Origin of the sequence: Lysinibacillus sp. K60 (genome assembly GCF_019731275.1) — a bacterium.
Classification (GTDB): Bacteria; Bacillota; Bacilli; order Bacillales_A; family Planococcaceae; genus Lysinibacillus; species Lysinibacillus capsici.
On the sequence record NZ_JAASJR010000002.1, the window covers coordinates 460,664 to 486,803 of the forward strand.

Annotated in this window: 31 protein-coding genes, 1 pseudogene and 1 other annotated feature; of the genes and pseudogenes, 21 read left to right on the top strand and 11 right to left on the bottom strand. The window is 36.8% G+C overall.

The genetic code is table 11. The features are described from left to right. Positions 1-46 precede the first annotated feature (46 nt). The 10 genes from HCH28_RS06050 to HCH28_RS06095 all read left to right on the top strand — a co-directional run bounded on the left by HCH28_RS06050 (position 47) and on the right by HCH28_RS06095 (position 9,959). Complete coding sequence (locus HCH28_RS06050) at positions 47-1,546, top strand: cobyric acid synthase (protein WP_221680222.1); 1,500 nt, start codon at positions 47-49, stop codon at positions 1,544-1,546. Continuing rightward, positions 1,543-2,379, top strand: coding sequence for a class I SAM-dependent methyltransferase (locus tag HCH28_RS06055; RefSeq protein ID WP_221680223.1), 837 nt, complete (start codon positions 1,543-1,545; stop codon positions 2,377-2,379). Before HCH28_RS06050 ends, HCH28_RS06055 begins: the two co-directional genes overlap by 4 nt. A 98-nt stretch (positions 2,380-2,477) precedes the next feature. Next, a complete protein-coding gene (gene rnz / locus HCH28_RS06060; protein ID WP_221680224.1) occupies positions 2,478-3,410 on the top strand; it encodes a ribonuclease Z in 933 nt (310 codons plus the stop codon). A 323-nt stretch (positions 3,411-3,733) separates the two neighbouring features. Further along, positions 3,734-5,728 (top strand): methyl-accepting chemotaxis protein, encoded by a 1,995-nt coding sequence (locus HCH28_RS06065; RefSeq protein WP_221680225.1) that lies wholly within the window; start codon positions 3,734-3,736, stop codon positions 5,726-5,728. Between the two features lie 65 nt (positions 5,729-5,793). Further along, a complete protein-coding gene (locus HCH28_RS06070) occupies positions 5,794-6,024 on the top strand; it encodes a hypothetical protein (RefSeq protein ID WP_009370265.1) in 231 nt (76 codons plus the stop codon). 120 nt (positions 6,025-6,144) lie between these two features. Continuing rightward, complete coding sequence (cdaS, locus tag HCH28_RS06075; RefSeq protein ID WP_004231336.1) at positions 6,145-6,765, top strand: sporulation-specific diadenylate cyclase CdaS; 621 nt, start codon at positions 6,145-6,147, stop codon at positions 6,763-6,765. A 100-nt stretch (positions 6,766-6,865) separates the two neighbouring features. Continuing rightward, entirely contained in the window at positions 6,866-7,309 is a 444-nt protein-coding gene (locus HCH28_RS06080; protein WP_221680226.1) for a MarR family winged helix-turn-helix transcriptional regulator, read from the top strand. A gap of 56 nt (positions 7,310-7,365) precedes the next feature. Then, positions 7,366-8,307, top strand: coding sequence for a ring-cleaving dioxygenase (locus tag HCH28_RS06085; RefSeq protein WP_221680227.1), 942 nt, complete (start codon positions 7,366-7,368; stop codon positions 8,305-8,307). Positions 8,308-8,323: 16 nt separating this feature from the next. Further along, the gene (locus HCH28_RS06090; RefSeq protein WP_036218710.1) at positions 8,324-9,379 is read left to right on the top strand and encodes an LLM class flavin-dependent oxidoreductase; all 1,056 of its coding nucleotides are present in this window, start codon (positions 8,324-8,326) and stop codon (positions 9,377-9,379) included. A gap of 13 nt (positions 9,380-9,392) precedes the next feature. Further along, a complete protein-coding gene (locus HCH28_RS06095; RefSeq protein ID WP_221680228.1) occupies positions 9,393-9,959 on the top strand; it encodes an NADPH-dependent FMN reductase in 567 nt (188 codons plus the stop codon). Between the two features lie 59 nt (positions 9,960-10,018). Here the strand turns inward: HCH28_RS06095 and HCH28_RS06100 are convergent, their stop codons facing one another. Then, a complete protein-coding gene (locus HCH28_RS06100; protein ID WP_221680229.1) occupies positions 10,019-11,044 on the bottom strand; it encodes a DUF2332 domain-containing protein in 1,026 nt (341 codons plus the stop codon). Positions 11,045-11,166: 122 nt separating this feature from the next. Here HCH28_RS06100 and HCH28_RS06105 point away from each other — a divergent pair, with 122 nt between their 5' ends. Then, a complete protein-coding gene (locus tag HCH28_RS06105) occupies positions 11,167-12,048 on the top strand; it encodes a LysR family transcriptional regulator (RefSeq protein ID WP_221680230.1) in 882 nt (293 codons plus the stop codon). 237 nt (positions 12,049-12,285) lie between these two features. Beyond that, on the top strand, positions 12,286-12,627 hold the full coding sequence (locus tag HCH28_RS06110; RefSeq protein ID WP_221680231.1) for a hypothetical protein: 342 nt from the start codon (positions 12,286-12,288) through the stop codon (positions 12,625-12,627). A gap of 118 nt (positions 12,628-12,745) precedes the next feature. Here HCH28_RS06110 and HCH28_RS25395 read toward each other — a convergent pair whose 3' ends face one another. Both HCH28_RS25395 and HCH28_RS25400 read right to left on the bottom strand, forming a co-directional pair. Further along, positions 12,746-13,030: a DDE-type integrase/transposase/recombinase gene (locus HCH28_RS25395; protein ID WP_369354206.1), complete on the bottom strand. Its 285-nt coding sequence runs from the start codon at positions 13,028-13,030 to the stop codon at positions 12,746-12,748. A gap of 88 nt (positions 13,031-13,118) precedes the next feature. After that, positions 13,119-13,331, bottom strand: a complete 213-nt coding sequence (locus tag HCH28_RS25400) for an IS3 family transposase (protein ID WP_369354207.1) — start codon at positions 13,329-13,331, stop codon at positions 13,119-13,121. A 522-nt stretch (positions 13,332-13,853) separates the two neighbouring features. On the opposite strand from HCH28_RS25400, the gene HCH28_RS24935 reads away from it, so the two are divergent. Together HCH28_RS24935 and HCH28_RS24940 are read left to right on the top strand one after the other, a co-directional pair. Next, positions 13,854-14,390, top strand: coding sequence for a hypothetical protein (locus HCH28_RS24935; protein ID WP_255600756.1), 537 nt, complete (start codon positions 13,854-13,856; stop codon positions 14,388-14,390). Positions 14,391-14,418: 28 nt separating this feature from the next. Continuing rightward, the gene (locus tag HCH28_RS24940; RefSeq protein ID WP_255600758.1) at positions 14,419-15,123 is read left to right on the top strand and encodes a hypothetical protein; all 705 of its coding nucleotides are present in this window, start codon (positions 14,419-14,421) and stop codon (positions 15,121-15,123) included. A 245-nt stretch (positions 15,124-15,368) separates the two neighbouring features. Here the strand turns inward: HCH28_RS24940 and HCH28_RS06130 are convergent, their stop codons facing one another. The 3 genes from HCH28_RS06130 to HCH28_RS06140 all read right to left on the bottom strand — a co-directional run bounded on the left by HCH28_RS06130 (position 15,369) and on the right by HCH28_RS06140 (position 16,639). Further along, positions 15,369-15,647, bottom strand: a complete 279-nt coding sequence (locus HCH28_RS06130) for a hypothetical protein (RefSeq protein WP_221680234.1) — start codon at positions 15,645-15,647, stop codon at positions 15,369-15,371. Between the two features lie 32 nt (positions 15,648-15,679). Next, a complete protein-coding gene (locus tag HCH28_RS06135) occupies positions 15,680-16,000 on the bottom strand; it encodes a hypothetical protein (RefSeq protein ID WP_255600759.1) in 321 nt (106 codons plus the stop codon). Between the two features lie 333 nt (positions 16,001-16,333). After that, a complete protein-coding gene (locus HCH28_RS06140) occupies positions 16,334-16,639 on the bottom strand; it encodes a hypothetical protein (protein ID WP_221680235.1) in 306 nt (101 codons plus the stop codon). A gap of 957 nt (positions 16,640-17,596) precedes the next feature. Here HCH28_RS06140 and HCH28_RS06145 point away from each other — a divergent pair. Further along, positions 17,597-18,271, top strand: a complete 675-nt coding sequence (locus HCH28_RS06145; protein ID WP_221680236.1) for a serine/threonine protein kinase — start codon at positions 17,597-17,599, stop codon at positions 18,269-18,271. A 101-nt stretch (positions 18,272-18,372) separates the two neighbouring features. Here the strand turns inward: HCH28_RS06145 and HCH28_RS06150 are convergent, their stop codons facing one another. Beyond that, complete coding sequence (locus HCH28_RS06150; protein ID WP_221680237.1) at positions 18,373-18,816, bottom strand: hypothetical protein; 444 nt, start codon at positions 18,814-18,816, stop codon at positions 18,373-18,375. A 222-nt stretch (positions 18,817-19,038) separates the two neighbouring features. Here HCH28_RS06150 and HCH28_RS06155 point away from each other — a divergent pair, with 222 nt between their 5' ends. Further along, positions 19,039-19,254, top strand: a complete 216-nt coding sequence (locus tag HCH28_RS06155; RefSeq protein WP_221680238.1) for a DUF3955 domain-containing protein — start codon at positions 19,039-19,041, stop codon at positions 19,252-19,254. A 69-nt stretch (positions 19,255-19,323) separates the two neighbouring features. Here the strand turns inward: HCH28_RS06155 and HCH28_RS06160 are convergent, their stop codons facing one another. Further along, a complete protein-coding gene (locus HCH28_RS06160) occupies positions 19,324-19,674 on the bottom strand; it encodes a winged helix-turn-helix transcriptional regulator (RefSeq protein ID WP_008174966.1) in 351 nt (116 codons plus the stop codon). Between the two features lie 142 nt (positions 19,675-19,816). Here HCH28_RS06160 and HCH28_RS06165 point away from each other — a divergent pair, with 142 nt between their 5' ends. Further along, entirely contained in the window at positions 19,817-20,845 is a 1,029-nt protein-coding gene (locus HCH28_RS06165) for a zinc-binding alcohol dehydrogenase family protein (protein ID WP_370635325.1), read from the top strand. A 188-nt stretch (positions 20,846-21,033) separates the two neighbouring features. Further along, positions 21,034-21,312 carry a YuzB family protein gene (locus tag HCH28_RS06170; RefSeq protein ID WP_221680239.1) on the top strand — a complete coding sequence of 93 codons (279 nt, stop codon included), beginning with the start codon at positions 21,034-21,036 and terminating at the stop codon, positions 21,310-21,312. A gap of 51 nt (positions 21,313-21,363) precedes the next feature. Here the strand turns inward: HCH28_RS06170 and namA are convergent, their stop codons facing one another. Both namA and proC read right to left on the bottom strand, forming a co-directional pair. After that, complete coding sequence (gene namA / locus HCH28_RS06175) at positions 21,364-22,374, bottom strand: NADPH dehydrogenase NamA (protein ID WP_221680240.1); 1,011 nt, start codon at positions 22,372-22,374, stop codon at positions 21,364-21,366. A 48-nt stretch (positions 22,375-22,422) separates the two neighbouring features. After that, on the bottom strand, positions 22,423-23,226 hold the full coding sequence (gene proC, locus HCH28_RS06180) for a pyrroline-5-carboxylate reductase (protein ID WP_221680241.1): 804 nt from the start codon (positions 23,224-23,226) through the stop codon (positions 22,423-22,425). Between the two features lie 46 nt (positions 23,227-23,272). Continuing rightward, positions 23,273-23,487: a binding site (T-box leader), on the bottom strand. An 86-nt stretch (positions 23,488-23,573) separates the two neighbouring features. Here proC and HCH28_RS06185 point away from each other — a divergent pair. From HCH28_RS06185 to HCH28_RS06195, 3 genes and pseudogenes are all read left to right on the top strand, one after another. Beyond that, on the top strand, positions 23,574-24,563 hold the full coding sequence (locus HCH28_RS06185; protein ID WP_202341127.1) for an MBL fold metallo-hydrolase: 990 nt from the start codon (positions 23,574-23,576) through the stop codon (positions 24,561-24,563). Positions 24,564-24,571: 8 nt separating this feature from the next. After that, positions 24,572-25,327, top strand: coding sequence for an SDR family NAD(P)-dependent oxidoreductase (locus HCH28_RS06190; RefSeq protein ID WP_221680242.1), 756 nt, complete (start codon positions 24,572-24,574; stop codon positions 25,325-25,327). Between the two features lie 109 nt (positions 25,328-25,436). Next, positions 25,437-25,736 (top strand): annotated as a pseudogene (locus HCH28_RS06195) (MerR family transcriptional regulator); the annotation flags it as partial. A 129-nt stretch (positions 25,737-25,865) separates the two neighbouring features. On the opposite strand, the gene HCH28_RS06200 reads toward HCH28_RS06195, so the two are convergent. Further along, the gene (locus tag HCH28_RS06200) at positions 25,866-26,006 is read right to left on the bottom strand and encodes a hypothetical protein (RefSeq protein WP_221680243.1); all 141 of its coding nucleotides are present in this window, start codon (positions 26,004-26,006) and stop codon (positions 25,866-25,868) included. Positions 26,007-26,140: the final 134 nt, after the last annotated feature.

Consider the following 26,140-nt stretch of genomic DNA (forward strand, 5'->3'; position numbering starts at 1 on the left):
GAATTACTTGCGCTTCGCCTTAGAATACTTACAGAGGAGAGTGACTATGCCAGCAAAATCAATCATGATTCAAGGAACAGCTTCCGATGTTGGAAAAAGTATGATTTGTACTGCACTATGTCGTATATTTTCAGATGATGGACTGAAGGTAGTCCCATTTAAATCACAAAATATGGCTCTTAATTCATTTGTTACAAAGGATGGCGGTGAAATCGGCCGCGCACAAGGGGTACAGGCAGAGGCAGCTCGTGTTGTTGCAACGACGGATATGAACCCTATCTTGCTGAAACCGAAGCAAGATATGATGTCAGAGGTTATCGTTCATGGTAAGCATTTTTTAAATATGGATGCCAAAAGCTACCGCAATAATTTTGTGCAAGAAGCGATGCCAATTGTAGAAAAATCAGTACGCACGCTACAACATACATATGATGTCATTGTCCTAGAGGGCGCTGGTAGCCCAGCAGAAATTAACTTAAAGGATCGCGATATTGCTAATATGCGAATGGCTCACTTAGCAGATGCAGCGGTAGTCCTTGTTGCTGATATTGATCGTGGCGGGGTCTTTGCCTCGATTGTTGGTACACTGGCATTGTTAGATGAGGAAGAACGAGCACGTGTGAAGGGATTAATTATCAATAAGTTTAGAGGCATGCGTGAATTACTGGATGATGGTTTGGCATGGGTGGAGCGCGAAACGGGTATTCCGGTACTTGGTGTGATTCCTTATGTCGATGTCAATATTGAAGCAGAGGATTCACTTGCATTATCGTCACTACGTTTTAAAAAACCAAAGCTAGGCGAATTTGCTGTAGATGTAGCCATGATTCGTTTACCACGTATTTCAAACTTCACCGATATTGATCCATTTTTCGATGAGCCAGAGGTGGGTGTCCGTTTAATTGGTCATGTCAATGAACTAGGTACACCAGATTTACTCATTCTGCCAGGAACGAAAAGTACAATGGATGATTTAGCTTGGCTAAAAGCACAGGGTTTCGATCAAGCCATCACACATTTACGTGCGTGCGGTACTAAAATTATTGGCATTTGTGGCGGTTTCCAAATGCTTGGTGAAACATTACTTGATCCAGAAGCAGTGGAGGGGAATGGTGAATCTGCAGATGGTCTTGGGCTATTACCGATGGAAACCACTTTTGTAGGCAATAAAAAAACGGTGCAAATGACAGGCGTAAGAGGGCAGGACACATTGACAGGCTATGAAATCCATCTAGGGCGTACGAAAATTTTACGTGATGCGGTATCACCGTTTTTACTGTTAGAGGATGGAAGAGAAGATGGTGCGGTTAGTCAAGATGAGCAAGTGATTGGCACGTATTTCCACGGCTTGTTCCATAATCGTACCTTTACCCGTCAACTCGTCAATGAAATACGAGTGAAAAAAGGGCTAACAGCTTTACCAAGTGATGTGAAAAGTGACGCGGAACGAAGAGAAGATGCCTATAATATGTTAGCCGACCACGTTCGAGCAAATCTTGATATGAAAAAAATATATGAAATATTATCTTTAGAGGTATCTATATGACGAGAAAAGGACCGTTAGCCATTAACTATGAGGCATTATGGCAGGAAGGCATGAAGGACTGGCATGGCAATATGCCTGAACGAATGGTGAATGATCAGCTAGAGGAGCAATTTTGGGCGCAATCCGTGGCACGTAAAAAAGTGGGACAAACAGATCCTTATGCTGCATTGATTTTTCAGGAGCTTCAAAAAAAGATTGAACCTCAGCATTCTGTATTAGAAATTGGTCCGGGGTGGGGCAATTATACATTTCCATTAGCTGATAAAGTAAGCAAGCTCACATGTGTGGATAGCTCTGAAAGCATTTTGCATTACTTACAACAATGTATGCCGCAGGAGAAGCACGTTTCCTATATTCATGCAAAGTGGGAAAGTTTAGAGCAAGATGAGATTGAACCACATGATATCGTCTTGGGCGTGAATTGTTTTTACCGAATGTATGAAATTAAAGCAGCTTTATATCACATGAATCGGCTGGCGAGGAAACGTGCCATCATTGGGATGACGACAGGGCCCATTCAGCCACACTATGAACAGTTATATGAAAAGTATGGTTATGACATTAAATTTCCCCGCAGAGATTATATCGAGTTTTTGAATCTCCTCTATGAAATGGATATCTACGCGGATTGTCAGATTATCCCGCTCGAACGTGTCTACGAATATGAAAGCTATGAGCAGCTTGTGACAACGCAGAGTAAAAAAATATTAACGACGAATTTCCAGCGAGCCCATGTAGAGGAATCACTACTACCTTTTATCGAAGAAAAGGATGGACGTTATTATTATCGTCATGATTTCCATGCGGCGCTTGTTTCATGGCAACCAAAATAATCAAGAAACCTTTGGAGAAACTGTACACCAAAGGTTTTTCTTATGGGAATGGATAAGGTACAATAAAACGATATAAAGAAGAAGTGAGGTGGCATATGTTGCAGCTACATTTTCTAGGGACAGGCGCAGGCATGCCTTCAAAAGAACGAAATACAAGTGCTCTGATGGTAAAGCTATTAGATGAAGTGAGTGAAATGTGGCTATTTGACTGTGGGGAGGCGACACAGCATCAAATCCTTCATACGTCGTTAAAGCCACGGAAAGTAACGAAAATTTTTATTACACATTTACATGGAGATCATATTTTTGGACTTCCAGGCTTTTTAAGCTCGCGTTCCTTTCAAGGTGGGGATGAGCCGCTAACGATCTTCGGGCCATCTGGCTTACAGCAGTGGATTGAACAAACATTGGCCCTATCAAAAACCCATTTAACATATCCTTTACGCTTTGTAGAGGTACAAGAAGGCATTATTTTTGAGGATGCTCATTTTACAATTCATGCTAAGGAATTACGCCATGTTGTACCTTGCTATGGGTATCGTATTGAACAAAAGGATTTACCAGGTGAATTATTAATTGACAAAGCACAGGCACTTGGTGTTCCAAAGGGACCTTTATTAGGGCAATTAAAAGATGGCCACGATATTGTACTTGAAAATGGTGATGTGGTACATGCGAAAGACGTGGTGGCACCAGCCAAAAAGGGCTTTACATTGTCGGTCTTAGGCGATACAAAATATTGTGAAGAAGCAATCCAATTATCAATGGGTGCTGATATCATTGTGCATGAAGCAACTTTTGATGGTACAACAACAGATTTAGCAGCAAGCTACGGTCATGCAACAAATGTGGAGGCTGCAAAAGTCGCACAGCAAGCTGGTGCACACTATTTATTATTAAATCATTTAAGCGCACGTTTTCTTCCATACGACTTACCTCAATTTTTAGCTGAAGCACAGGGGATTTTTCCGAATACATTCCTAACAGCTGATCAAGCCGTTTATACATGGCAACACAATAAATTATTCTGATATAATTATTAAATGGAAAACATCTATTAGGGGAGATTCCTTTAATAGATGTTTTTAGTTTATAGTCCTAAAGATGTGGAGATAATTTTGTTTAAATATTACTGTTTAATCATGAGAATTATGCTTTTTTGCATGCTTCTACTAGTACAAAATAGTTAGTTTTATCCTCCATGCTTATCTATTTCGAAATTTTTACAAATTAATGACAATTTGAACTTCTTCAAAACTTATTATTTTATATTTAATAAATTGTTAATGAAATATATGGAAGTGATATTGTATGATGAAGTGGAAATAATCGTAATTTTTAGGGGGATCTCATCATGAGAAAGTCAATGAAATGGAAAATGCTTCTGGAGATTATGGGCATTGTGGTGTTCATTATAGCGGCATTTTCTATTTATGTTTATCAAGCTACATATAAAAGTGAAAAAAGCAATGGAGAAGCAATCGCCAACTCCATAGTCATGGGATTGGAAGGAGCGATTCAATCTAGAGAAAAAGCAGAAGAAATTATGGAAAAAGAAATGATTGCCGAATCTGTAATGGCTTCTTACATCATTGACAAAGGTGCTACATATGAGGATTTAAAGGCCATTGCTGAGCGTGGTGGCATCGATGAGATTTGGAGTACAGATGATAAAGGGAATACAACGGTGACATCAGTAGCTCCAACTGTTGATTTTAACTTTGGCGCTGATCCAAACGGACAAGCTGCCGAATATATGCAACTCTTAGATGGAAGAGCGAAAGAAATTGTCCAAAAAGCACAAATTCGCGATGTCGATGATCAATTTTTCAAATTTGTCGGGGTAGGTAGCTGGAATCCAGCAACTCCACAAATTGTACAGGTGGCTCGCCATGGACAGCAGCTACTAGATTTAGAAGCAAGTATCGGCAGTGAATCCTATATCGATCAACTGGACAACTATTTATCCTCAACCGTATTATTCGCCGCTATTGTAGATGAAAAAGGTCAAACCATTGCCGCTACAGCAAAACAAAATTTAGCGGATATTGGTTTTGAGCCAGCCCAATTTTCAGCACAAAAGTCAACTGAATTTTCAGGGCGCTACGATGGTACTCGTGTCACGCAATATGTAAAGCCATTATCAAACGGTACATACTTAGCTATTATTGTATCCAATGCTATTCTCTCACAAATTTTGGTAGGCACAATTGTAGCTTCATTGATTGTTGTCTGTGTGATTTTCTTCACTACGGGCCTGTCTATTTCGAAGCAAGTATCGCGTATTTTAAGTGTGCGCAATTCCTTAGAGGAAATTAGTAAAGGTGAAGCAGATTTAACCAAGCGTATTCCAATCCTTGCAAAAGATGAGATTGGCCAATTAGTGACATCATTTAATGGGATGATGGATAATTTCCAACAAATTATGTGTGAAATCAAGCAAGGGGCCAATCAAATAAAAGAAGCTACCTATACCATTCAAGAAAATGCTCATGAAACACTTGAATCAGCCGCAATTATCCAAGGCGAATCTAGTCAGGTAGCGCAGGCCTCCTTTGCACAACAGAATAATACGGCAGACAGTGCGCATTCAATGGAGGAATTGGCACGCAGCATTCAATATATTTCGGAATCCATAGCAGAAATTTCTAGTATTTCGCGTAATACCGAGGAAAACGCAGATAATGGATTACAAATTATGCAGTCCTTACAAAAGCAACTGGTGACTATTCATGAGAAAACGAATTTTGCGGTGATTGGAACTCAGGAGCTTAAAAAACTATCTACAATGATTGGGGAATTTACCAATGTGATTACAGGAATTTCTGATCAAACGAATTTACTGGCATTAAATGCATCTATTGAAGCGGCGCGTGCTGGTGAAGCGGGTAAAGGCTTTGCCGTTGTAGCTGAAGAAGTTCGTAAATTAGCTGAAGATTCTAAGAGTGCGGCGGATAGAATCACCCAGGTGGTGATGAATGTCCAAAAGGAAACAGCCAATATTGTAGCAACCATCCAAGCGACAGCAGATGTCTTACATGCAGGACGTGCAATCGTACAAGAAGCACAGCAATCGTTTGAAGGAATTCATAATAATGTACAGGTCTTAGCAACACAAGTGGATTTAGTATCAAGCTCCACTGAGGAAATTGCTGCTAGTACAGAGGAAGTAACAGCTACCATGGAAGATGTTTCGCTCTTGGCTAAGCAGACATCGCAAAGTGTTGATGCCGTTGCTCAAAAGGCTAAACATCAAGCGGAAAATATGGAGAGCATGACCGCATTTATCGACCAATTGAATACAACAGCGGAAAACCTCCAACTATCAGCAGGCAAATATAAAGTATAAAAGGAAAAATATAGTACGATAAATCACTAGATTCCCGTATAATTGAAAAAAGGGGTGTGGTTTAAATGAATCAACAAAAGATGCCGCCAGCATTATTGCGATTAATCGTCATTTTTCCAAATGTGCTGAGCTATTTACTATTATTTGGTCTAATTATTTTTGTCATGACAAATTATGAAACATTAAAAGCAACAAATAATTTAACTGTGTGGATTATTTTTATTGTCGTGTTAGCACCCGCTGCTGCCTACACGACTTTCAGCATCGTAAAGAAAATCCGTGCAGGACATATGTAAGGATATTAACGACTTCCTATTCAACATAGTAGGAGGTCGTTTTACTTAAAAGAGAATAAAAAACATATAGAAAGAAAAACTATCGTAAACAGTGATGAAATGAAGAGGTGTGTATATCATATGGATCCAACAAATTGTGATTTTTCACCAATGAAAGAAACTTTAAAAGATGAGCTTCTCGAAGTGATCATGTCCTTACAACAGAGTGTGCAGGAAATGGATACAGATGCAAATTGTCTCCTCGGTAATTTTGAGAAAATTAAAGAGAAGTTTATGACAATTGAAATGAAAGCTGCAACGTTCTATTTAAATTGTTATCTTTCTCCGTTTACTGAAAAGTATCCAGAGCTATCACACAGTGTGCAAAATATGTCTTTGAGAAGGCATGGTGGTTTAATTGTTATTCAAAGACAGGATTCTTTAGAGAATCTAATTCAGCCTGGTATTCATATTGGTGCGGATTTAACCCATTCTTTATTAGAATCGATTTTCTTCCCTGGTAATCCACTTCATGATGGAGCGGTACTTGTCTATCAAAATCAAATTGAGTCAGCTGCCAATGTACTGCCATTGTCAGAGCGGTATACAGGGGAAAAGAAATTAGGAACAAGACATCGTGCAGCGCTGGGATTGAGTGAGCTAAGTGATGCACTTGTAATGGTTGTATCAGAAGAAACGGGTAGAATTTCTTTTGCTCTTAAGGGCAATTTATATCCTGTTACAACACCTGGCATCATATAGGGAGTCCCCCTATGTTAGAAAAATATCTCGAATTCAAGATATTTTTCTTGCGGAAGTATCACTTGCATGGTAAAGTGATAACTGAAGGGAGGGTGAAGTCATGAGAAATCATACACTAGGCACCTTAACATGGATTCGGATGATGCGCTTTACAGCGCAAAGTAATCAGTTATCGAATGAATTTTTAAAACGTTTCGACTTAACGACAGCACAATTTGATGTGTTAATCCAGATCAAAACATATGCCCCGATTACACAGTCTCAATTAGCAGAAAAAGTAACTGTAACACAAGGTGGCATGTCCCGCATGCTTGCCCGACTGGAAAAAGAGGGACTAATCGAGCGTAAACAAAATTGGAAGACGAAAACCATCTCATTGACATCAAAAGGGGAGCAAATGATTGATGCAGCAACACCTAGTCAACTTCACTTCCAGTCTTCATTTTTTGAAGAAGTATTAACAGCTGAGGAAATTAAATCTTTATATATTGCGATGACAAAGCTTGAAAAACATAGCCGAGAAAAAAAATTGCCGCCTGTGTAATTTTTTTTGTAAAATCACTTGCCTAGTCAAGTGAAAATAATGAGGAGGAACAATTAATGAACAAATTAAGCGGACACCATCATGTATCTATGTTAACGAAAAATGGTAAACAGAATAATCACTTCTACACTACCATTTTAGGGTTACGACGTGTGAAAAAAACGGTGAATCAAGACTCCCCTTCCATGTATCACTTATTTTATGGAGACTTAACAGGAGCAGCAGGTACAGAATTAACATTTTTTGAAATGCCTGTTGCAGGGCGTACAGTGCGAGGGACGAATGCTATTACTCGTATAGGCTTACTTGTACCTAGCTCCGAAAGCCTACTATATTGGAAAGAACGCTTTCAACAGCTAGAAGTAGAACATAGCGATATCACTACTTATGCAGGCAAAGAGGCTTTGTTTTTTGAAGATCATGAAGGTTTACGGATGGTATTGTTAAACCATCAAGGACAAGAAACGCCTGCTCAATGGCAACCATGGGATGGAAATGATATACCGGAGGAACATCGTATTTTAGGCATGGGAACGATTGAAATCACTGTGCGATCTTTACAAAGAACGGTCAATTTATTACAAGATTTATTTCACTATACAGTTATGGCAGAAAAGGACAAAGAAACGGTCCTACAATCAATAGAAGGGGAAGTGCATGGCGAGATTGTTGTCAAAGAAGTAGAAGGACCAAGCGAAAAACCTGGTAAAGGCAGTATTCACCATCTTGCGTTACGTGTAGCAACCGTTGAAGAATTACAGCAATGGGATACCAAGATTAAGGAGCTAGGATTGGAGAGTACTGGTGTGGTTGATCGTTATTATTTCCAAAGTCTTTATTTTAGAGATCGTAACGGTATTTTATTTGAAATGGCGACAGATGGGCCAGGGTTTACGGTAGATTCAGCAGTCGAAGAACTTGGCAAAGAATTAGACCTCCCACCATTTTTAGAAGAGAGACGTTCAGAAATTGAAGCTATTTTAGAACCGCTAGAATAAGGAGAGATAACACATGATGGAAAAATATCGTATTGATCAAGCACAAGGACTCGAATTCGGACTGTACTCTTTAGGTGATCATATCCCTAATCCACTAACGGGCGAGCGTATTTCTGCCCAACAACGCCTAAAAGAGCTTGTTGAAGCAAGTCAATTAGCAGAGCAAGCAGGAATTGATGTATTCGGCATAGGTGAAAGTCATCAGTCTTATTTTACAACACAGGCACATACGGTCGTGTTAGGTGCTATTGCACAAGCCACTTCGACTATTAAATTGTCTAGCTCCGCAACCGTATTAAGTGTTTCAGACCCTGTACGAGTATATGAGGATTTTGCCACAATTGATTTATTATCAGATGGTCGAGCAGAAATTGTAGCGGGACGTGGTTCACGTGTCGGTGCCTATCACTTACTAGGTGTAGATTTACAAGATTATGAAGAAATCTTTGAGGAAAAATTAGAGCTTCTTATGAAAATCAATGATGAGGAGCTAGTGACGTGGGAAGGGCAATTCAGAGCACCTCTCCATCATGCACAAATTTTACCGCAGCCAAAAAACGGCTCGTTGCCAATATGGCGTGCGGTGGGTGGACCACCTGCCAGCGCCATTAAAGCAGGATATATGGGCATTCCGATGATGCTTACAACATTAGGTGGACCTGCTATCAACTTTAAACCATCTGTGGATGCCTATCGCGAAGCGGCAGAGCGCAAAGGCTTTGATCCAAATGAATTACCTATTGCCACAACAAGCTTGTTTTATGTAGCAGACACAACAAAAGAGGCATTGCAGGGCATGTATCCACATTTAAACGGTGGTTTCCAAGCTATTCGTGGTGGGGGCTATCCAAAGCAACAATTTGCACAAGCGCCTGATACACGTGATGCTTTAATGGTGGGCAGTAAAGAGCAAATTATTGAAAAACTACTTTATCAATACGAACTATATGGCATGCAACGCTTTATGGCACAAATCGATTTTGGTGGCGTACCTTTCGAAAAATTGATGAAAAATATTGAAATCATCGGTAATGATATAATTCCAGCGATAAAAAAACACACAGCAAAATAAGGAGTGGCTCATTATGAAAATTGTCGCACTTGCGGGTTCTATTGTCGGCTCAAAAACAAGAACAGCTACGCAAAAAATTGTCGAGATGTTACAAGAAAAATACCCAGAAAATGAAGTAATCTTACTAGATCTTGCTGACTATCAACTAGTTTTTAGTGATGGACGTAATTACTTTGACTATGAAGGCGATACAAAATATGTGACAGAAACCCTGATGGCTGCAGATGCAATCGTTATTGGGACGCCAACATTCCAAGCATCTATACCAGCTACATTAAAAAATATCTTTGACCTTTTACCTGTCAATGCCTTCCGCGATAAAGTTGTCAGTGTCATTGTAACAGCGGGTACCTCCAAGCATTATTTAATGGTGGAACAGCAACTAAAGCCGATCCTTGCTTATATGAAAGCGCACATCGTTCCGGCCTATGTATTTATAGAAGAAAAGGATTTTTTACGTAAAGAAATTGTCAATGATGATGTCCTTTTTCGTTTAGAACGGTTAGCGGAGGATACCGTGATGGTTACAGATGCTTTTGCAGAAATTCGAGCCAAAAAAGATGCTGAATATGATTTTTAAAGATTAATAGAAGAAACGCTGTGAAGTAGTCTGACACAGCGTTTCTTTTTGTGTCAAGGCTAGCTATTTGACCATTTAAACCATCGTGCATGACCATCTGGTCGCGCCATTGTACGAATGGATTTTATAGTGCCTTGATCTATAAAATCTTGATGAAGTTTTGTATCAAATAAATTGTTATAGCAATGATAGAGAGGTCGCTCCATGCTAATTTCTTTTAATTGCTCTATTAATGTATGACGTAATTCAATTGGTATTTGATTTGCGACATGTGTATGGTATATCACTAACATTGCCTCTTGCTCTATTGTTCGACGGAGCTCTTTAATCAGTTGAATTGCATCTCCTTTCACCAATTGAATATCTAATTGATTGATGATGGGAAGAGCCTGATTGAATAACATTCTACGTTCATGATGTTCAGGCCAAATTAACGCTTGAAGCCATTGACTTTCTTCTTTATTTCCAAGATCAATCGGGTTTAGATCGATCCCTATTCTTTGACAAACAACAGGAGGTTCAGAAAGTGAGGTAGGCAAAGTTTCACCACGATTTTCCGAGAATAACATACTATCGTTTTTCGTATTAGTAATAACTAATTGCTGATTGTAGCAATAATTGTAGTGATCCATGCCAAGCTGAAGCCCAGCACTTGCGCCAATTTCAATAAAAGCTAATGGTTGTTGATGTTTGGCATAGATTTCAGTCATCATTGGGTAAAGATACGCACAGCGTCGAATTTCATTTGTTTGTACCAGCTTTTCTTGAAACAATGTCGTTAATTCATTTGTATGTGATAGTACAAATGCTTTAAAAATAGGGAACACCTCCTGTATTGGATGTGGGAAAGGTGCGAAAGATGCATAATAATTTGTCAAAGGATCATTAGATGTTGATAACAGATAATGAACTGCTGCCAACAATAAATTGGGCGCAGGCTGACCCTGTGGGATCAAGGAGGCAATGTCTAACAAATCTTCGTCATTGGCAATTTTATTTGCTAAATGTTCGTACAGCGGGCTTGAGCCTTGACATTCCTGTTGAGCAAACATCAGAAATTGACGACTTAATCTAATGTGCGGCATATGATTCTCTCCTTTTAAATACATAATCTAGTTCATCATCAGTCTATTCTTATTGTATAATTTAGTAAATTATATATATTTAATGAATTTAATTAAGAATATTAATCAATGAGGTGAGATTTTTGGAATATAAATGGTTACAATCTTTTATCGTCGCTGCCCAAACCAGTAATTTTCGTACAGCAGCGGAACAACTTCATTTATCTCAACCAAGTATTACGGTTCATATTCAGCAGTTAGAAGAATTTCTGCATGTACAATTATTTAAGCGCGAAAAAAATCGTGTGCAATTAACAGACACTGGAAGGCTCTTTCAAATAGAGGCACAGCAAATGGTTAGACAGTGGGAACAAAGCATTGAACGTATTCGATTAGCAAGTAAAGGTATTCAAGAAAAGGTCATTATTGCTATGACCCCGTTAATGGTTGAAACGATTCTGCCTCATGTTATCTATCAATTTATCAATGACAACCCTTCACTTGAGATATCGATTTTAGTAGAGGATTCAGCTAAAATAGAGGATTTAGTCAATCAGGATCAAGCTCATATTGGTATTTCATTATTACCAACACGTTATCGACATTGGCATCAAGAGCTGCTGATTGATAGTCCATTAGAGTTAGTAATTCCCTTAGATGCCTATGATGATGAAACAGGCACTTATATTGATTATGAGGAGTTATTTCAAGCGTATACTTTATTTACGAACCACCATCCAACGATTTGGGGAGAGCTAGTACGTAAATTAAGAGAAAAATATGTTTTAACGAAGCAAGTATCCATTTCTCAGTCCTATGTGGTGAAAAGGCTAATAAAGGATGGTTTAGGGATGTCGTTTTTACCTCGTATGATTGTAAGGAAAGAGCGCATGGAGGGGAGATTTAATATAGTTCCTTTTGAAGAGTTCCCATTACCAAGTGTACCAGTTTACTTCTTTTATAAGGAATCTACACAAGTCCCAGATGGGTTATTAGATTTATTACAAACAAGAAATTATTTATAATTCAGATGATGGTCAAAAATGAAGGGGGAATCTAATATCAACTTTTTAAAAGTATACTTAGAACAAATGCAGATGATTTATTACAAAACCATACTGGTAATTGTACAATGTTAAATGAATGAAAAACATTGGTGTTTACTTGGATATTGAACAAATCATTATTGAACTTAATACACTATAGTAAAACAAGCGCTAATATTGTTCCTTCAAAACCTTAACGGAGGAGGAGTAGGGAAAATGGTTATTGAAAATACGGTTTTAAAGTTGCTTAAGTATAGTGCGCCAAAACCGAAATTAGAAATTACATGGGAAAATGGAAAGACTAGTATATGTGAAATTGATACATTTTACGATTCCGATAATGGATTGGAACTAGACGATGTAAATTATAAAGAGTATCATGTGGCACTAGTTATAGATGTGTCTAATAATTATCAGTATGTTGAAATTGACACAGGAGAAAATAAACCTAAACTTATAAAGTTAGTGGATACAAGAGAAATAATTTTTAAAAGTGATAAATTTTCTTGCAACCAGAAGAGAATAAATATAATTACAAAGCTCAGATACTCAAATTGAAGTGCTCGAAGTAATAAAAATAGTATTAAGCGGCTTCAGACCTGAATTTTAGGGGACTCAAGTCGTTTAATCATTTCTGATAACGGTGATGATTATAAAAATGACATCAATTGCTTGTTTAAAGCTTCATAGTAATAATACTTATGTAAATAATACTTTTCAACTTCAACGTACCCCAAAATCCTTCAATCAGTCCGTTTTCAATACATCGACCAACACAAGACATTCTTTGTGTTATATTGGCTTTGTTTACGATTCGTTTAAATTCCTTCGAGGTATATTGAAAACCTCGATCACTATGTATTTTTGACAACTCGCCTGGCTGTAATGATTCATTTGCATTTTTTATTGTGTTGAAAACGAGGGAATTATTATTCGAATGACCCAATACATAACTTACAATTAAACCATCTTATAAATCGATAATTGTGCTTAAATAAGCTTTCTTTCAGTTTCCATACTTACACTCTGTGACATCTGTACACCATTTGTCATTTTGCTTTTCTGATGTAAATGCCCGATTCAATGAATACTCTGCCACATGATGAGCTGGTGATACGATAAGGCTTACGATTACGCCGAATAACAGATTTCAATCCGCTCAGTTGCATTAAACGATAGATACGTTTCTTGTTAACTATCCCTGGATTACTTTCTTTTCGCAGACGTTTGATTGCCAACGTTGTACGTCGATGGCCGTAAATATCCTCTACTTGTGGTAAAGAAGATGAATATCCTTTAAAATGGCTTCATTTTCAACTTCTCTTGTAGAATGCTTGCGACTCAACCTCTTCTAGAAATTCTAATAAACCTCCAAAACCATCTAGAGTATGTTTAACACTAAAGCTCTTACGATAGAGCTGACTTTTATCCAAAAGGCTTGAACCTTTAGAAACATCTAGACCAACGACTGGATTCTTATCGAAATCTCCTCCTCTAAGAAAATACTAAATTAGTCGGTAACCCCTAAAGCTGCTTGTAATATCATAAGTTCGTTTGTTAAACGGGATCAAGTCCCGCGGGCCAGACGTTTTACCCCGACTACCGTAATAATAAAACCTATAAGAAAATAGCCAGCCAGAAAAATCTAGCTAACCTTATATTACGATAGGGCCATTTAATTGAGGAAGGATATGGTAAAATGATATTAGCCCAACATACAAGGTGAAATAATATCGACAAGTAGGGGATGTTATTCATAATACCTTAAATATAAGGAGATCTAGATGGATAAGAGAATAAAAGAATTAATTGATTATACAAAAGAAAAATACTGCTTACACGCTTATTATTTACACACATTTGATATCAACCGAAGTACAACAATTTTCAAAGATACCGTTTATAGTCTAAGCATGGAATGGTTTCCAAATCATATTAAAAATTGGGATGATGAAACCTATAATCCAGAAGGTACAGCTTGTATTGAGATAGACATCCATTCAAGAAAGACTAAACATGTGATTTTTAGTGAGGGTATATCAATTGTTGATGGTATGACATTTGATTTGAATAACAGGCATGAAATCATCATGTGGATTGAAAAGGAAACTGGGTTGAATTACGGAAGACAGTTTGAGTTATGGAAGGAAGAAGAAAGTGAGCTTCATTTCAAGGAATTTATAGATGGGGTTGCAGTTTCTCCGTCTGGTCATATTACATTAAAACTGGATAAAGAAGGTAGGCTCACCTTATTTTCCGTATATGGACAGTTTCAATCAGATAAATTTGTAAAACAAGAAAAAAATTTTACTTTCCCTTGAACAAGTAGAAAAGTTAGCTAAGGAACAATTGAAGTTAGTTGAGTTTCCAGTCATTGAACAAAAAAAGCTCGTTCCTGCATTTGCAATCGAGGAGATTTATATTAAGAATAATTGTTTTTCTACCTTACCTTTTGAAATCTTTGTAGATGATAAATTTTCTTTGCAAATGGATAAAGTGATAGAATGGGATGATAATATTCAAAAAACTTTCCAAGGTAAAATACTATCACTCATTGAAAATGTCACACCTGATCAAGCGTTTCAGAGGGAACCACATCCAGATTTGCGACCAATCACAGAGGAAGAAATTAAAAAGTGTGTCAGTAACATTAAAAAATTTTTAAGTCAAGAATACACGAATGATTCGGGGAAATGGGCATTAAAGTCGCTATATCGAGATAAGGGATACATCCATGCAATATTAAAAGCAAAGGAACAGAAAGAGCGTGTATTTAAAAGAAAAGTGAAGCTGTTCATCGACGCAGAGACTTATAAAGTATTAAATTACATGGATAATAAGCCGTTTTTAAAAATGTATATGGAACTAGATGAAGCAGAGGAAATAAAGATTTCAAAAGAGGATGCATTTGAGAAATTAAAAGACTTCATTGAATTGACACCATATTATGTATATGATTTTGAGCAGGGTTACTATATATTATGCGGAAAGTTAGATTGTCAATATGCAGTAAAGGCGAATAATGGAGAAGTTGTTAAACTAAATGAAATGTAATGTAAATAATATTGCTTCATTTAAAATATTGAGACTGCACACTATTCTTTTCTAATTCAACAATCGGGTGCATATCTTTTCTTTGAACTGAACCCCGAATAGTGGACACTTAAAAAAAGTGGACCGATTCGAGGTTCAGTTCATTGTGAGTACCTGGTCATTTTTTGTTTCTACAAAATTCACTTACCAAACACAAATTTCATCCAATTCCTCTATTGAATATGGACGCTTGGTTTTATTTTTAATTATGTATAATGAGTTGGTTTTTTCTTGTTATCTAAATAACGCTCTCTAGAATGTTGTGTGAAGTCATTAAACAATTTTGAAAGTGAAGTAGAGTCAAGACTAGATTGTATAACCTCAAATAATTGTGGGTCATATGAAATAATTTTATCTTTATATGAACCTAAAATAATGATTTTCAGTAATCCGATATCACCCAGACGTTTATAATGCTCACTTGTAATAATGATTTCTTGTTCTGGGTGCAATTTTAACCATCTTCTTACGCGGAATTTATTCATATTTACCTCTCCTATACTTTAAAAGTTAAACATTATTTGATAGAAATTTGGTGTTTCTCATTAAGTAGGGTTGTACCGTTTACTTTAACAACAATATTTAGACATAGTAATCCACCAATTTTTACTTTTACTTTAGATATGGTTCCATTAGCTTCTGTAATTTCACCTTTCAATTTTACAAAGGGGTAGACTTGTTTGAACATATTGTCCCTATTTTTTTTATCTATTACCTCATTATTAATATAAAGAACTTCTTCTGTCATTGCATTTACAATTCGAATGATATGCCCTTTATACTCTAACTGCCATACTTTAAATACTTTTTTTCTAAATCCTCGGTTGTGTTTTTCCATTCTTCTTTTAGTTCTTCACGAAAATTTTTAAACAAGTTATTTCCTTCAAAAAAATTAATGATTAATTAATAGGGTAGCGTCCATCTATTTAATATTATGAATTAATGTAATTTTATAGGAAATACTTATAATTGTATATACAAAAAATAGACAGCTGTGTTAGTTTTCTGTTTATCTATCTAAATCCATGTACAACAAAATAGCTTCAAGGAACAAAAATACTTAAATTGTCACCAAATAAGAAATATGCGCGTTACCTTAATCGATAATGAGTTTTTTTAATATAATATAACTATTGCTTTGTCAACAAATGTTTAAGTACAAATTGTTAATTTAAGATTTTTGAATCATTAGTAATGAGTTTTTTTCTTTTGGTTTAAAAGTACAAATAATACTGTCAGAGAAACTATCATTAATTGTTACATCACAACTGGAAATGGGATCGAGTAGTTTTTGTAAGCTTACGATAAATTGTTGATCAGTAGTGTTAGAATACATATCTTTTTGTATGAAATTAATTATTTCTGCTTTAGTATCTTCGTCAGTTGCAATACGACCAACTGTTTCGTGATTATTTTGGATTAATATTCTTTCAATTTCTTCTTGAGTATGATCCCTTTCTGCTGCTTCTTTAGTCATTTCATCACTCCTTAAGAATGTGTATACCTAATAACACCTAATATTGTATTGGTAAATAATTGAAGTGTAGAGAGGTATCCGATTTTGAGGTACGCTAGTCAAGGGCTAAAAACCAAGTTAGAGGAATTACTTATTTGCCATATGAACAAATGACCAGATGTTCATTAATTTGAGCCTGAGAATTTTTAATATATATAATGAGTTGGCTTTTTTTATTACTTAAATACTGTTCTCTCATTTTTTGAGTGTAATCCTCTACTACTTTTGAGTCACTGCGTATGAAGCAATATTGATAGAATGAATGTCAATCGTTTTCCAAATGAAAATAAGAGGTGGAGTAGGTTCTATTGCTATCTAACTAGCTAAATGGGCTGGGTTAACGGTTATAGGTAAAGCTTCGAGAATAGAGTCATGTATTTTGGCAACGGGAGCTAGGTGCAGACTATATTATAATTCATTATGAGAAATTTGCTTCAAAGCTTAATAGAATAGGTTTTGAAGCAGTCGATTATATTATGTGTTTGAAATCGACAAAAGAAAATTGGACTAATATGGCAGAGGCTATCGCTCTACAAGGAACAATTTGTTCTAGTGTGTAAACTAATGAACCACTTGATTTGACAATATTAAATAATAAAGCTAACAATAGAGCCACATCAAATCTCTTTGAAAGTTTTTAATGCAGATGGTTAAGGGTAAATAGAGGATAGAACTGGTTCTTCTGTAGCTAACGAAGCCGTATACTTCCACAAGGAGAAATGTATATAGGAACTTCTATTGGTTCCCAACGTTTTAAAATGAAAGAGAACGTGTAGGAAACTTGAGATATAAGTGTGTGAAAAAAGTATGGAGACGGGTGTTAGTTAAAGAAACTGATATTGTTAAGGGCGATATAGAATCCCTACTAAAGTAATTATAGTGTAGTTTTCTTCAATGTAAATGATGGGAGAGATGGGAATGGAAAATGAATGGGACAAAGCTATAGATTCTCTTTCAAAAATAAACGTTTTTTCAAATCCAAATAACGAGCCGGTAACCATAAGTGGTGAAGCTGATGATTTGAAGTGTATAGGTGTTGGGACAGATGCGGCTGTTTTTCAAGCTCTTTCCGCTCCAGCGTATGCATTTAAAGTATTTGCCAAAGACAAAGTACACAAAGTAAAAATTGAAGCAAATGTTTATGAAATATTAGGAGATTCACCTTTCTTTTCAACATGCTTTGCTTCATATGACGAATACCTTGTTTTAAGTTACGAAGAAGGAAAAACGCTCTTTGATTGCATTCTCCAAGGTATTCACATTCCAAAACAGGTTATAAATGAAGTGGAGGATGCAAGAGAATATGTTCGGAAGAAGGGCCTTAACCCTCGTGATATTCATTTAAAAAATATTTTGCTCCAAAATGGAAGGGCGAAAATAATTGATGTCTCTGAGTACACACTTCAGGGTAATGATTATCGATGGGAGCATTTAAAAAAAGGATACGAGCAATATTATCATGTAATAGATGGGAACTCTGTGCCGTTTTGGTTAGTAGAAACAATTCGAAAATGGTATAACCAGCGTGGAAAGAATACTTCATATGAAGAGTTTACAAAAAATATTTTAAAATTTTTGTTAAAAAATAATTGAACTTACAGGAGCTACCTTTTACGAGATGATTTCATATTGGTCAGTTTAATAGAATTAAAGAAAACAGACAACAAAATTTCATTGACTGTTTTAAAAATTACTTATTCACTTATAATAGTAGGTTTATCAAATGAAACAATATCAATAATATGGTCTAAACAAACAATCTGATAATGGAATAGCTCCTTGTAGGAACAGATATGGAGAGCTATAGTTCCTTTACTTATGAAATCTAAATAAGTTGATTTTGTAAAAAGACGTACTGAGTTACCCAAGAAATCATCTTCTTGATTTACAAAATGAAATGATTCGTCAAAAACAGTATAGGCTACATATGAATCGAATTCTATATGTATGACCGGTAATGTCTTATCAATTTCAATAGGATGGACATCATTTATAGTATATTCCTCAAAACTTATATCATCACTTTCGGAGCTAACGGAAGCTCTAGAAATAGAAACTCGCAAAGAGTTTGTCCCTGGCTCTACTATATTAGCTAAAAACAAATAACCTTTCCATTGCATTAAATCTTCATAGTTCATACAAATCACCCTTCCACATTATCACTAGAGATTATGGTCATTTTATAGTTAGAATTTCAAAATGTCAATTTGGGATTGGTTGAATTAGAATAAAAATTTATTGTTTTTCAATAAAAAATAATTGACTTAGAATATATTTTGGATTTATGATTGTTACGGTAAGTTGTAGTAAGATGCAGTGGAGGAATTAAACCTTTTTACATTGAATGGAGGAAATAGGTTATGAAAAAATATATTTTTGCATCAATGCCAATCATATTAGGCGTACTTAGTTTTTTAATCTTTATGGTGAAAGGGAGTAATGTAGCACCTGATGGTACATTAGAAGAACCATTCTTTCTTATTCCAATAGGATTTTTATTGTTATTTATTGGATTTATATGTGTAGTAGGGGTAGCATTAATTTCGATTAATAAAAAGACACAATACGTTAAGTAATAGATAAAACAACCAGGTCAACATAAGAGACCTGGTTGTTTTTAATATTTATTTTACTCAAAGAAAATATTATTTTTTTAAATTATACTGCTCTCCCCAATCTCTCATAAGTTTTATGATTGGTTCAAGTGTTCGACCGAATTCAGTTAGTGAATATTCTACTTTGGGCGGTACTTCTTTAAAGATTTCTCTATGGATTATTCCATCCTTCTCTAATTCACGGAGTTGTAACGTTAACATTCTTTGAGTAATATCGGGCATTAAACGTCTAAATTCATTGAAACGCTTCGTTCCTGACATAAGATGATATAAAATAACGCCTTTCCATTTACCACCAATTACTGCAAGTGTTGCTTCAACGGGACACCCATAGGCATCAGGACAAGCTGAATAAGGGTTAATTTGATTGCTATCTGTCATTAAAATTCCTCCAGATTATTTATTTAGTATAAAAATTGATACTATACAACAAAAATGTGCGTACTTACATAAAATATATCATCATATTATTATAGCTGACATAAGGAAATAAAATATAAAGGCAAAAGGAGCAATTTTAATTATGGAAAAAATGAAAGCTGTAGGTTTACATCACTACTTACCTGTTGATCATCCAGAGAGTTTAGTAGATTTACAAATTGTAAAGCCAAGTGTCAAAGATAGGGATTTATTAATTAAGGTAAAGGCCGTTTCAGTAAATCCTGTAGATTATAAAGTAAGATCACCCAAAGAAAAGTTTGAGGACATTCCTAAGATTTTAGGATGGGATGTGGCAGGCATTGTTGAAGAGGTTGGTCCATTATGTACATTGTTTAAACCAGGTGATGAGGTATATTATGCAGGCGATATAACACGCCAAGGTTGTAATAGTGAATTTCACCTTGTTGATGAAAGAATTGTTGGTCATAAGCCGAAATCTTTAAACTTTGCAGAAGCTGCTGCATTGCCATTGACTTCAATCACTGCATATGAGTCCATATTTGACAGAATGAAAGTTAGTAGTTTTTCAAACGAAAATAACAATAAAACAATATTAATTATTGGTGCAGCGGGGGGAGTAGGTTCTGTCGCAATCCAACTAGCTAAATGGGCTGGGCTAACGGTTATCGCTACAGCTTCTAGGCAAGAATCACGCGATTGGGCAACTGACCTAGGGGCAGACTATATAATAAATCACTATGAGGAATTTATTCCACAGCTTAAAAAAATCGGTTTTGAAGCAGTAGATTATATTTTATGTTTGAATTCGACACAAGCATATTGGACTAAAATGGCAGAGGCTATCGCTCCACAAGGAACAATTTGTTCTATAGTAGAAACAGACGAGCCTATTAATTTGACATTACTTAAAAATAAAAGCGCTACATTTGTGTGGGAGTTTATGTTTACACGATCTATGTATCAGACTGAAGATTTGATTGAACAACATAAATTATTAAATAGAATAGCTATTTTAGTTGATAGCAATATTATAAAAACTACAATTTCTAAAATCTTATATCCAATTAATGCAGAAAATCTGAGAAAGGCACACTCAATTCTTGAAAGCGGAAAGACCATTGGGAAAATAGTACTTGAAGGTTTTGAATGATAAGTTTGTGACTGCCTTTTTTTCAGGGCAGTCATTTTCGTTTAATGGCTGTACATTAATTTTATAAGAAAAACTTATGTTAAAGATTAATAATATTTTATGAAAGTTATTTTGCTTAACGCTACAGTTTTCATGAAGTTTATGGAATTGTGGTATGATTATTTTTAGAGAGTAGGGGGGCAATAAACATGGTATTTTCTCTTTTTAAAAAAAAGAAGGAGCCACAGCAGCTAAAAAATAGAGTGGAGTTTTGTATCACTAATTTATCACTTGGTGCGGCAGATGCGTACGATGTATTAGTAGAGCGGGATGATATTGAGATAGAGGAATCTGGTTGTACATCCCATTGTGAAATCTGTGAGCAGGGTATTTTTGCAATAGTAAATGGAGAAGTCGTGACAGCAGATGACGTGGAGACATTGGTACAGGCTATTGATGAAGAATTAAAACAAAATCCATTATTCTAATGAAAAAAAACAGCTTGCTGGATCACAAGCTGTTTTTTGATGGAAATGAATTTACCAACCACGAACGTATTGTACAGGAGGTTGCACGTCTTCTCTTAGCTCTTTTGCTGCATGTAGTGCCCAGTAAGGATCTCGTAATAAAACACGCGCTAAGAATATTAAATCTGCACGATTATTTTGGAGTATCTCTTCGGCTTGAATGGCTGTTGTAATAAGACCAACAGCACCAGTAGGAATATCGGCCCCATGCTTAATTGCTTCTGCATGTGGTACCTGATAGCCTGGAAAGACATTGATGGCTGCTGGTACAACGCCCCCTGTTGATACATCAACTAAATCAACACCTTGAGATTTCATCCAGCGGCTAAAAACAATAAAGTCATCCATTGTTGTACCATCTTCCGCATAATCTTCCGCAGAGACACGTACCAATAAAGGTCCGTTCCATACACTGCGAACAGCATCGATGACTTGACGTAGAATGCGATATCGATTTTCCTGTGAGCCCCCATATTGGTCTTGACGTTTATTCGTAGCAGGTGATAAAAACTCGCTAATTAAATAGCCATGTGCGCCATGAATTTCTAGTACATCAAAGCCAGCCTTTGCGGCACGAACAGCTGCTTGTTTAAATGCCTCGATGACATAGAGAATGTCCTCTTCCGTCATTTCTGTTGGCGTTTTATAGTCTGAGCTAAAGGCAATAGCTGATGGAGCAAAAATTTCGCCATCTACTGTTGCTTTGCGACCAGCATGTGCAAGCTGGATGCCTGTTTTAGCGCCGTACGCTTTCATCCCTTCAACTAATTGACTTAATCCTTCAATATGTGCATCATCCCAAATCCCTAAATCCTTATTTGAGATACGACCTTCTGGCACAACACCAGTAGCTTCTAAAATGATTAAGCCTACTTGACCAGCTGCACGTGTTGCATAATGGACGAAATGAAAGGGTGTTACCATGCCATCGTCTTGTGCTGAGTACATGCACATAGGGGCCATCACAACACGGTTTTTTAAGGTGATAGATTGCAATGTATAGGGTTCGAATAATTTACTCAAAATAAAGCCTCCTAATTCCTAGTGATACACTCTATTTTGCACATAATGCTACCCATTTGCAAGTGAACGAGATCGTGCCTCGGCTTCTTTAATGCAGGCTTCGATGGCTTCATTAAATTGATATTGCTCTAATGCCTGTATACCTGCCTCCGTCGTGCCCCCTGGACTCGTCACCTTTTTGCGTAAGACATCGGGTTCATCTAATGACTGCTTGAGCATCTCAGCTGTCCCCGCAAGTGTTTGAGTCATCAGTAAGCGCACTGTATCTTTCGATAAGCCTACCTTCGTCCCTACTCGTTCAAAAGCTTCCATTAAATAATAGATATAAGCAGGGCCACTACCTGAAAGGGCTGTGACAGCATGTAACTGATCCTCATCGACTTCAATAACGGAGCCAACAGCCTCTAATAACTGGAGGAAAAGGAGACGCTGGTCTGCAGACACCTCGTTATTGAATGCAATGCCACTTGCTGACATACCGATTGTAGCGGAAGTATTCGGCATCACCCTTGCTACTGGGCGACTTCCTAAAAATTCTGTAATCGTATTAATCGCAATGCCTGCTAAAATAGATAGTACAGCAGTGCTCGCTGTAAGTTTAGGCTTTAAATCACACATAGCAGCAATAGCATCTTTCGGCTTCATCGCTAAGATAATCAGATCTGCCTGTTGAAAAATCGCATGATCAAATACACAATGGACACCATATGTTTCATGTAAGAAATGTAATCGTTCTTTGTCAGAGCGATTGGTGACATAAATTTCCTGTGGTGTGAACACCTTTTGTTTAATCCAGCCTTGCATCAATGCTTCCGCCATTGAGCCTGCACCGATAAATAAAATTTTTTTCATGAACAAAACCTCCAGTTCAAAATAAAAAAGCGCTCTCGTCCTTATCTAGAAGGACGAAAACGCTCTCGTTTCCGCGGTACCACCTTTGTTTGCCAATTGTTGGCACAACTCTTAGCCCTCTTATCGCAAGGGAAACGGTTATGTTTGCATAACTGCTCAGAAGTAGGTTCGGTAATGGGAGTGGGTGATGTTACTCTCAGCAAATGTAACACTCTCTAACACCTTCACCAGTTACGTACTCGTCTTCTTCAACGCACATAAATAATTAGATTATTCAAAATTATAGTGAGGAATAGGCAACCTGTCAACAGGAGGATGACGAAAACAGAAAAAACTTGTAAAATAGAATGAATCAGTATTCACAAGTGCGTGAAAAGGGGGAGACAACTTTGTCTATATACAAAATAGAAATACCAACACCCTATGCAGTAGGAGATGTCAATGCATTTATTGTAAAAGGCGATGCACTTAGCATTTTTGATGTTGGCCCAAAAACAATGGAAGCCTATGATGCTTTAAAATGGGGGATTCGAGCAGCAGGCTTTGACATGCAAGATATTGAACAGGTTGTGTTAACCCATCATCATCCAGATCATGCGGGATGGGTCGATGCTTTTCCACATGCAGAAATTTTAGGGCATGCCTATAATGACAAATGGCTTCGTCATGATGAAGACTTTTTACGCTATCATGAACAATTTTACAGTGAACGTTTATTGGAGCATGGGGTACCACAAGAATATATTGCAAAAAGTGTCCATGTTCGTCGTGAATTGGAGCTTGTAGGGGAACGGCCATTAACGCAAATTTTGGCAGATGGAGATGAAGTGCCTGGGCATCCAGGATTAAAGGCAATCGAAACATTAGGTCACGCACAAAGTCATTTCATTTTTTGGGATGAAAAAACTCATCATGTGATTGGTGGAGATTTATTGCTTGAAAAAATAACGCCCAATCCATTAATAGAGCCACCATTGGATCGTACCGTAGGACGTACAAAATCTTTATTACAATATAATGCATCCCTTGAAATTCTACGTCAATTACCTGTCAAAATGATGCATACAGGGCATGGAGCAGAGCTAGAGGATATTCCGTTGTTAATTGATAAACGATTAGAGCGACAGCACCAGCAATCAATGAAGGTTTTTGAATTATTAGGCGATGATCAATTAACAGTTGTCCAAGTAACAAAACGCTTGTATCCGGCTATCTTCCAGCATCAGCTTGGTTTAACTTTATCTAAAACACTTGGTCATTTAGATTATCTAGAGGCCAATGGGTATATTACGTCAACGAAGACAGAAGCAGGTATCTATTTATTTCAAAGGAAGTAGGTTTATACATGAAACATCCTAACAAAACAATCTTTGTGACAGGAGCTACAAGTGGGGTTGGCTTAAAAATAACTGAATTACTAGTAGCTCAAGGGCATACCGTTTATGCCACAGGTCGCAATGCCATTGCACTAAAGGTGCTAGAGCGTTTAGGTGCTCAAGTGATCCAAGCGGATTTAACCAATCTACATACACTTGATGATGTTTGTGCGCAGCTACCACCGATTGATGTAGCGATTCTTTCAGCAGGTGTAGGGAAGTTTGCTGTAGCCCCTGCTTTACAGGATGAGGATATTGCGCAAATGATCGAATTAAATGTTAGTGTACCGATTTATCTTGCCAAACGATTAGCCTCTAAGATGATAGAGCGCAAACAGGGCCATTTAATATTCATTGGTTCTCAGGCTGGGAAGGTGGCCACACCAAAAGCGAGTGTCTATGCTGCGACAAAACATGCTATTGTCGGTTTTACCAATGGATTGCGTATGGAATTGGCTCCGTACAATGTAAAAGTGACAGCCATCCATCCTGGTCCCATTGATACACCATTTTTAGATAAAGCCAATGAAACAAGTGGCTACCGAGAATCCTTAGGGCGCTTTTTATTGTCAGCGGAGGAAGTAGCTCAAGAGACAGTGAAAACGATTGATCGTCCTGTTCGTGAAATTAATCTACCTAGAATTATGGGATTATCGAGTAAATTGTATGCATTAGCCCCAGCGACCATAGAATGGTTGGGCAAATCATTTTTTCATAAGAAATAACAATATTTGAAACTGTAAACATGCTTCACGTGCATGTCTACGGTTTTTTCATATTTACATATATTTATAGCTATAGTAGTAAAGAGGAAGAGTTGAAAAGGAGACTTAGATGTATACAATTGGTCAAGTTGCAAAATTTTTAGGAGTTTCTAGAGATACCTTAAAATTTTATGAAGAAAAAGGATTAGTAAAGCCCCAGCAAAATAGTGAGAATGGGTATAGAACATACAATCATTTTGATATATATGATATCACAACAATCAATTTTTATAGAGAAATTGATTTTGAAATCAAAAAGATTCAGGAATTGAGAAAAGGCAAGAGTATAGATGACATCCAATCAATGTTAGGAGAAAAGGAACAAGAAGTATTAGAGGAGATAGCTTATAAAAAGCTCCAGCTTGTAAAAGAGGGTGGGAAAAACATCAAAAGGCCACGAATGTTGTGAAATTAACGTTTCGTGGCTGAATATTAGCTATATAGCTTTATATGTAGGAAACGCAAACACTTGATACATCTATATTTACGCGAATATGGCTTACCATTCAGTGTGCATGAAATCGTGTATATTTCGTGACATTGTAACTCCGTATTTTTCTAGCACTACCCCAATTAGATTATGTACTTGTCCCACCAGATGAAGTGCCACGACCTCAAGATCCTCTACATCGTCTATCATTGCTCCTGCGCTTGATCTACTTGAGGGAGCTGGTTGAATTACACATAGAATTATTTTTACACCAAAACGTTCAGGCTGTCCTAATGTCCCATAATAAGATCTCCTTTTTAACTCCAGAGACATTGCATAAATAT

Excerpts from the sequence above, each read along its gene's own strand:
- HCH28_RS06050 (WP_221680222.1), top strand. The coding sequence starts at position 47 with ATGCCAGCAAAATCAATCATGATTCAAGGAACAGCTTCCGATGTTGGA.
- HCH28_RS06055 (WP_221680223.1), top strand. The coding sequence starts at position 1,543 with ATGACGAGAAAAGGACCGTTAGCCATTAACTATGAGGCATTATGGCAG.
- HCH28_RS06065 (WP_221680225.1), top strand. The coding sequence starts at position 3,734 with ATGAGAAAGTCAATGAAATGGAAAATGCTTCTGGAGATTATGGGCATT.
- HCH28_RS06070 (WP_009370265.1), top strand. The coding sequence starts at position 5,794 with ATGAATCAACAAAAGATGCCGCCAGCATTATTGCGATTAATCGTCATT.
- cdaS (WP_004231336.1), top strand. The coding sequence starts at position 6,145 with ATGGATCCAACAAATTGTGATTTTTCACCAATGAAAGAAACTTTAAAA.
- HCH28_RS06080 (WP_221680226.1), top strand. The coding sequence starts at position 6,866 with ATGAGAAATCATACACTAGGCACCTTAACATGGATTCGGATGATGCGC.
- HCH28_RS06085 (WP_221680227.1), top strand. The coding sequence starts at position 7,366 with ATGAACAAATTAAGCGGACACCATCATGTATCTATGTTAACGAAAAAT.
- HCH28_RS06090 (WP_036218710.1), top strand. The coding sequence starts at position 8,324 with ATGGAAAAATATCGTATTGATCAAGCACAAGGACTCGAATTCGGACTG.
- HCH28_RS06095 (WP_221680228.1), top strand. The coding sequence starts at position 9,393 with ATGAAAATTGTCGCACTTGCGGGTTCTATTGTCGGCTCAAAAACAAGA.
- HCH28_RS06100 (WP_221680229.1), bottom strand. The coding sequence starts at position 11,044 with ATGCCGCACATTAGATTAAGTCGTCAATTTCTGATGTTTGCTCAACAG.
- HCH28_RS06110 (WP_221680231.1), top strand. The coding sequence starts at position 12,286 with ATGGTTATTGAAAATACGGTTTTAAAGTTGCTTAAGTATAGTGCGCCA.
- HCH28_RS24935 (WP_255600756.1), top strand. The coding sequence starts at position 13,854 with ATGGATAAGAGAATAAAAGAATTAATTGATTATACAAAAGAAAAATAC.
- HCH28_RS06130 (WP_221680234.1), bottom strand. The coding sequence starts at position 15,647 with ATGAATAAATTCCGCGTAAGAAGATGGTTAAAATTGCACCCAGAACAA.
- HCH28_RS06135 (WP_255600759.1), bottom strand. The coding sequence starts at position 16,000 with ATGGAAAAACACAACCGAGGATTTAGAAAAAAAGTATTTAAAGTATGG.
- HCH28_RS06140 (WP_221680235.1), bottom strand. The coding sequence starts at position 16,639 with ATGACTAAAGAAGCAGCAGAAAGGGATCATACTCAAGAAGAAATTGAA.
- HCH28_RS06145 (WP_221680236.1), top strand. The coding sequence starts at position 17,597 with ATGGAAAATGAATGGGACAAAGCTATAGATTCTCTTTCAAAAATAAAC.
- HCH28_RS06150 (WP_221680237.1), bottom strand. The coding sequence starts at position 18,816 with ATGAACTATGAAGATTTAATGCAATGGAAAGGTTATTTGTTTTTAGCT.
- HCH28_RS06155 (WP_221680238.1), top strand. The coding sequence starts at position 19,039 with ATGAAAAAATATATTTTTGCATCAATGCCAATCATATTAGGCGTACTT.
- HCH28_RS06160 (WP_008174966.1), bottom strand. The coding sequence starts at position 19,674 with ATGACAGATAGCAATCAAATTAACCCTTATTCAGCTTGTCCTGATGCC.
- HCH28_RS06165 (WP_370635325.1), top strand. The coding sequence starts at position 19,817 with ATGGAAAAAATGAAAGCTGTAGGTTTACATCACTACTTACCTGTTGAT.
- HCH28_RS06170 (WP_221680239.1), top strand. The coding sequence starts at position 21,034 with ATGGTATTTTCTCTTTTTAAAAAAAAGAAGGAGCCACAGCAGCTAAAA.
- proC (WP_221680241.1), bottom strand. The coding sequence starts at position 23,226 with ATGAAAAAAATTTTATTTATCGGTGCAGGCTCAATGGCGGAAGCATTG.
- HCH28_RS06185 (WP_202341127.1), top strand. The coding sequence starts at position 23,574 with ATGAATCAGTATTCACAAGTGCGTGAAAAGGGGGAGACAACTTTGTCT.
- HCH28_RS06190 (WP_221680242.1), top strand. The coding sequence starts at position 24,572 with ATGAAACATCCTAACAAAACAATCTTTGTGACAGGAGCTACAAGTGGG.
- HCH28_RS06200 (WP_221680243.1), bottom strand. The coding sequence starts at position 26,006 with ATGATAGACGATGTAGAGGATCTTGAGGTCGTGGCACTTCATCTGGTG.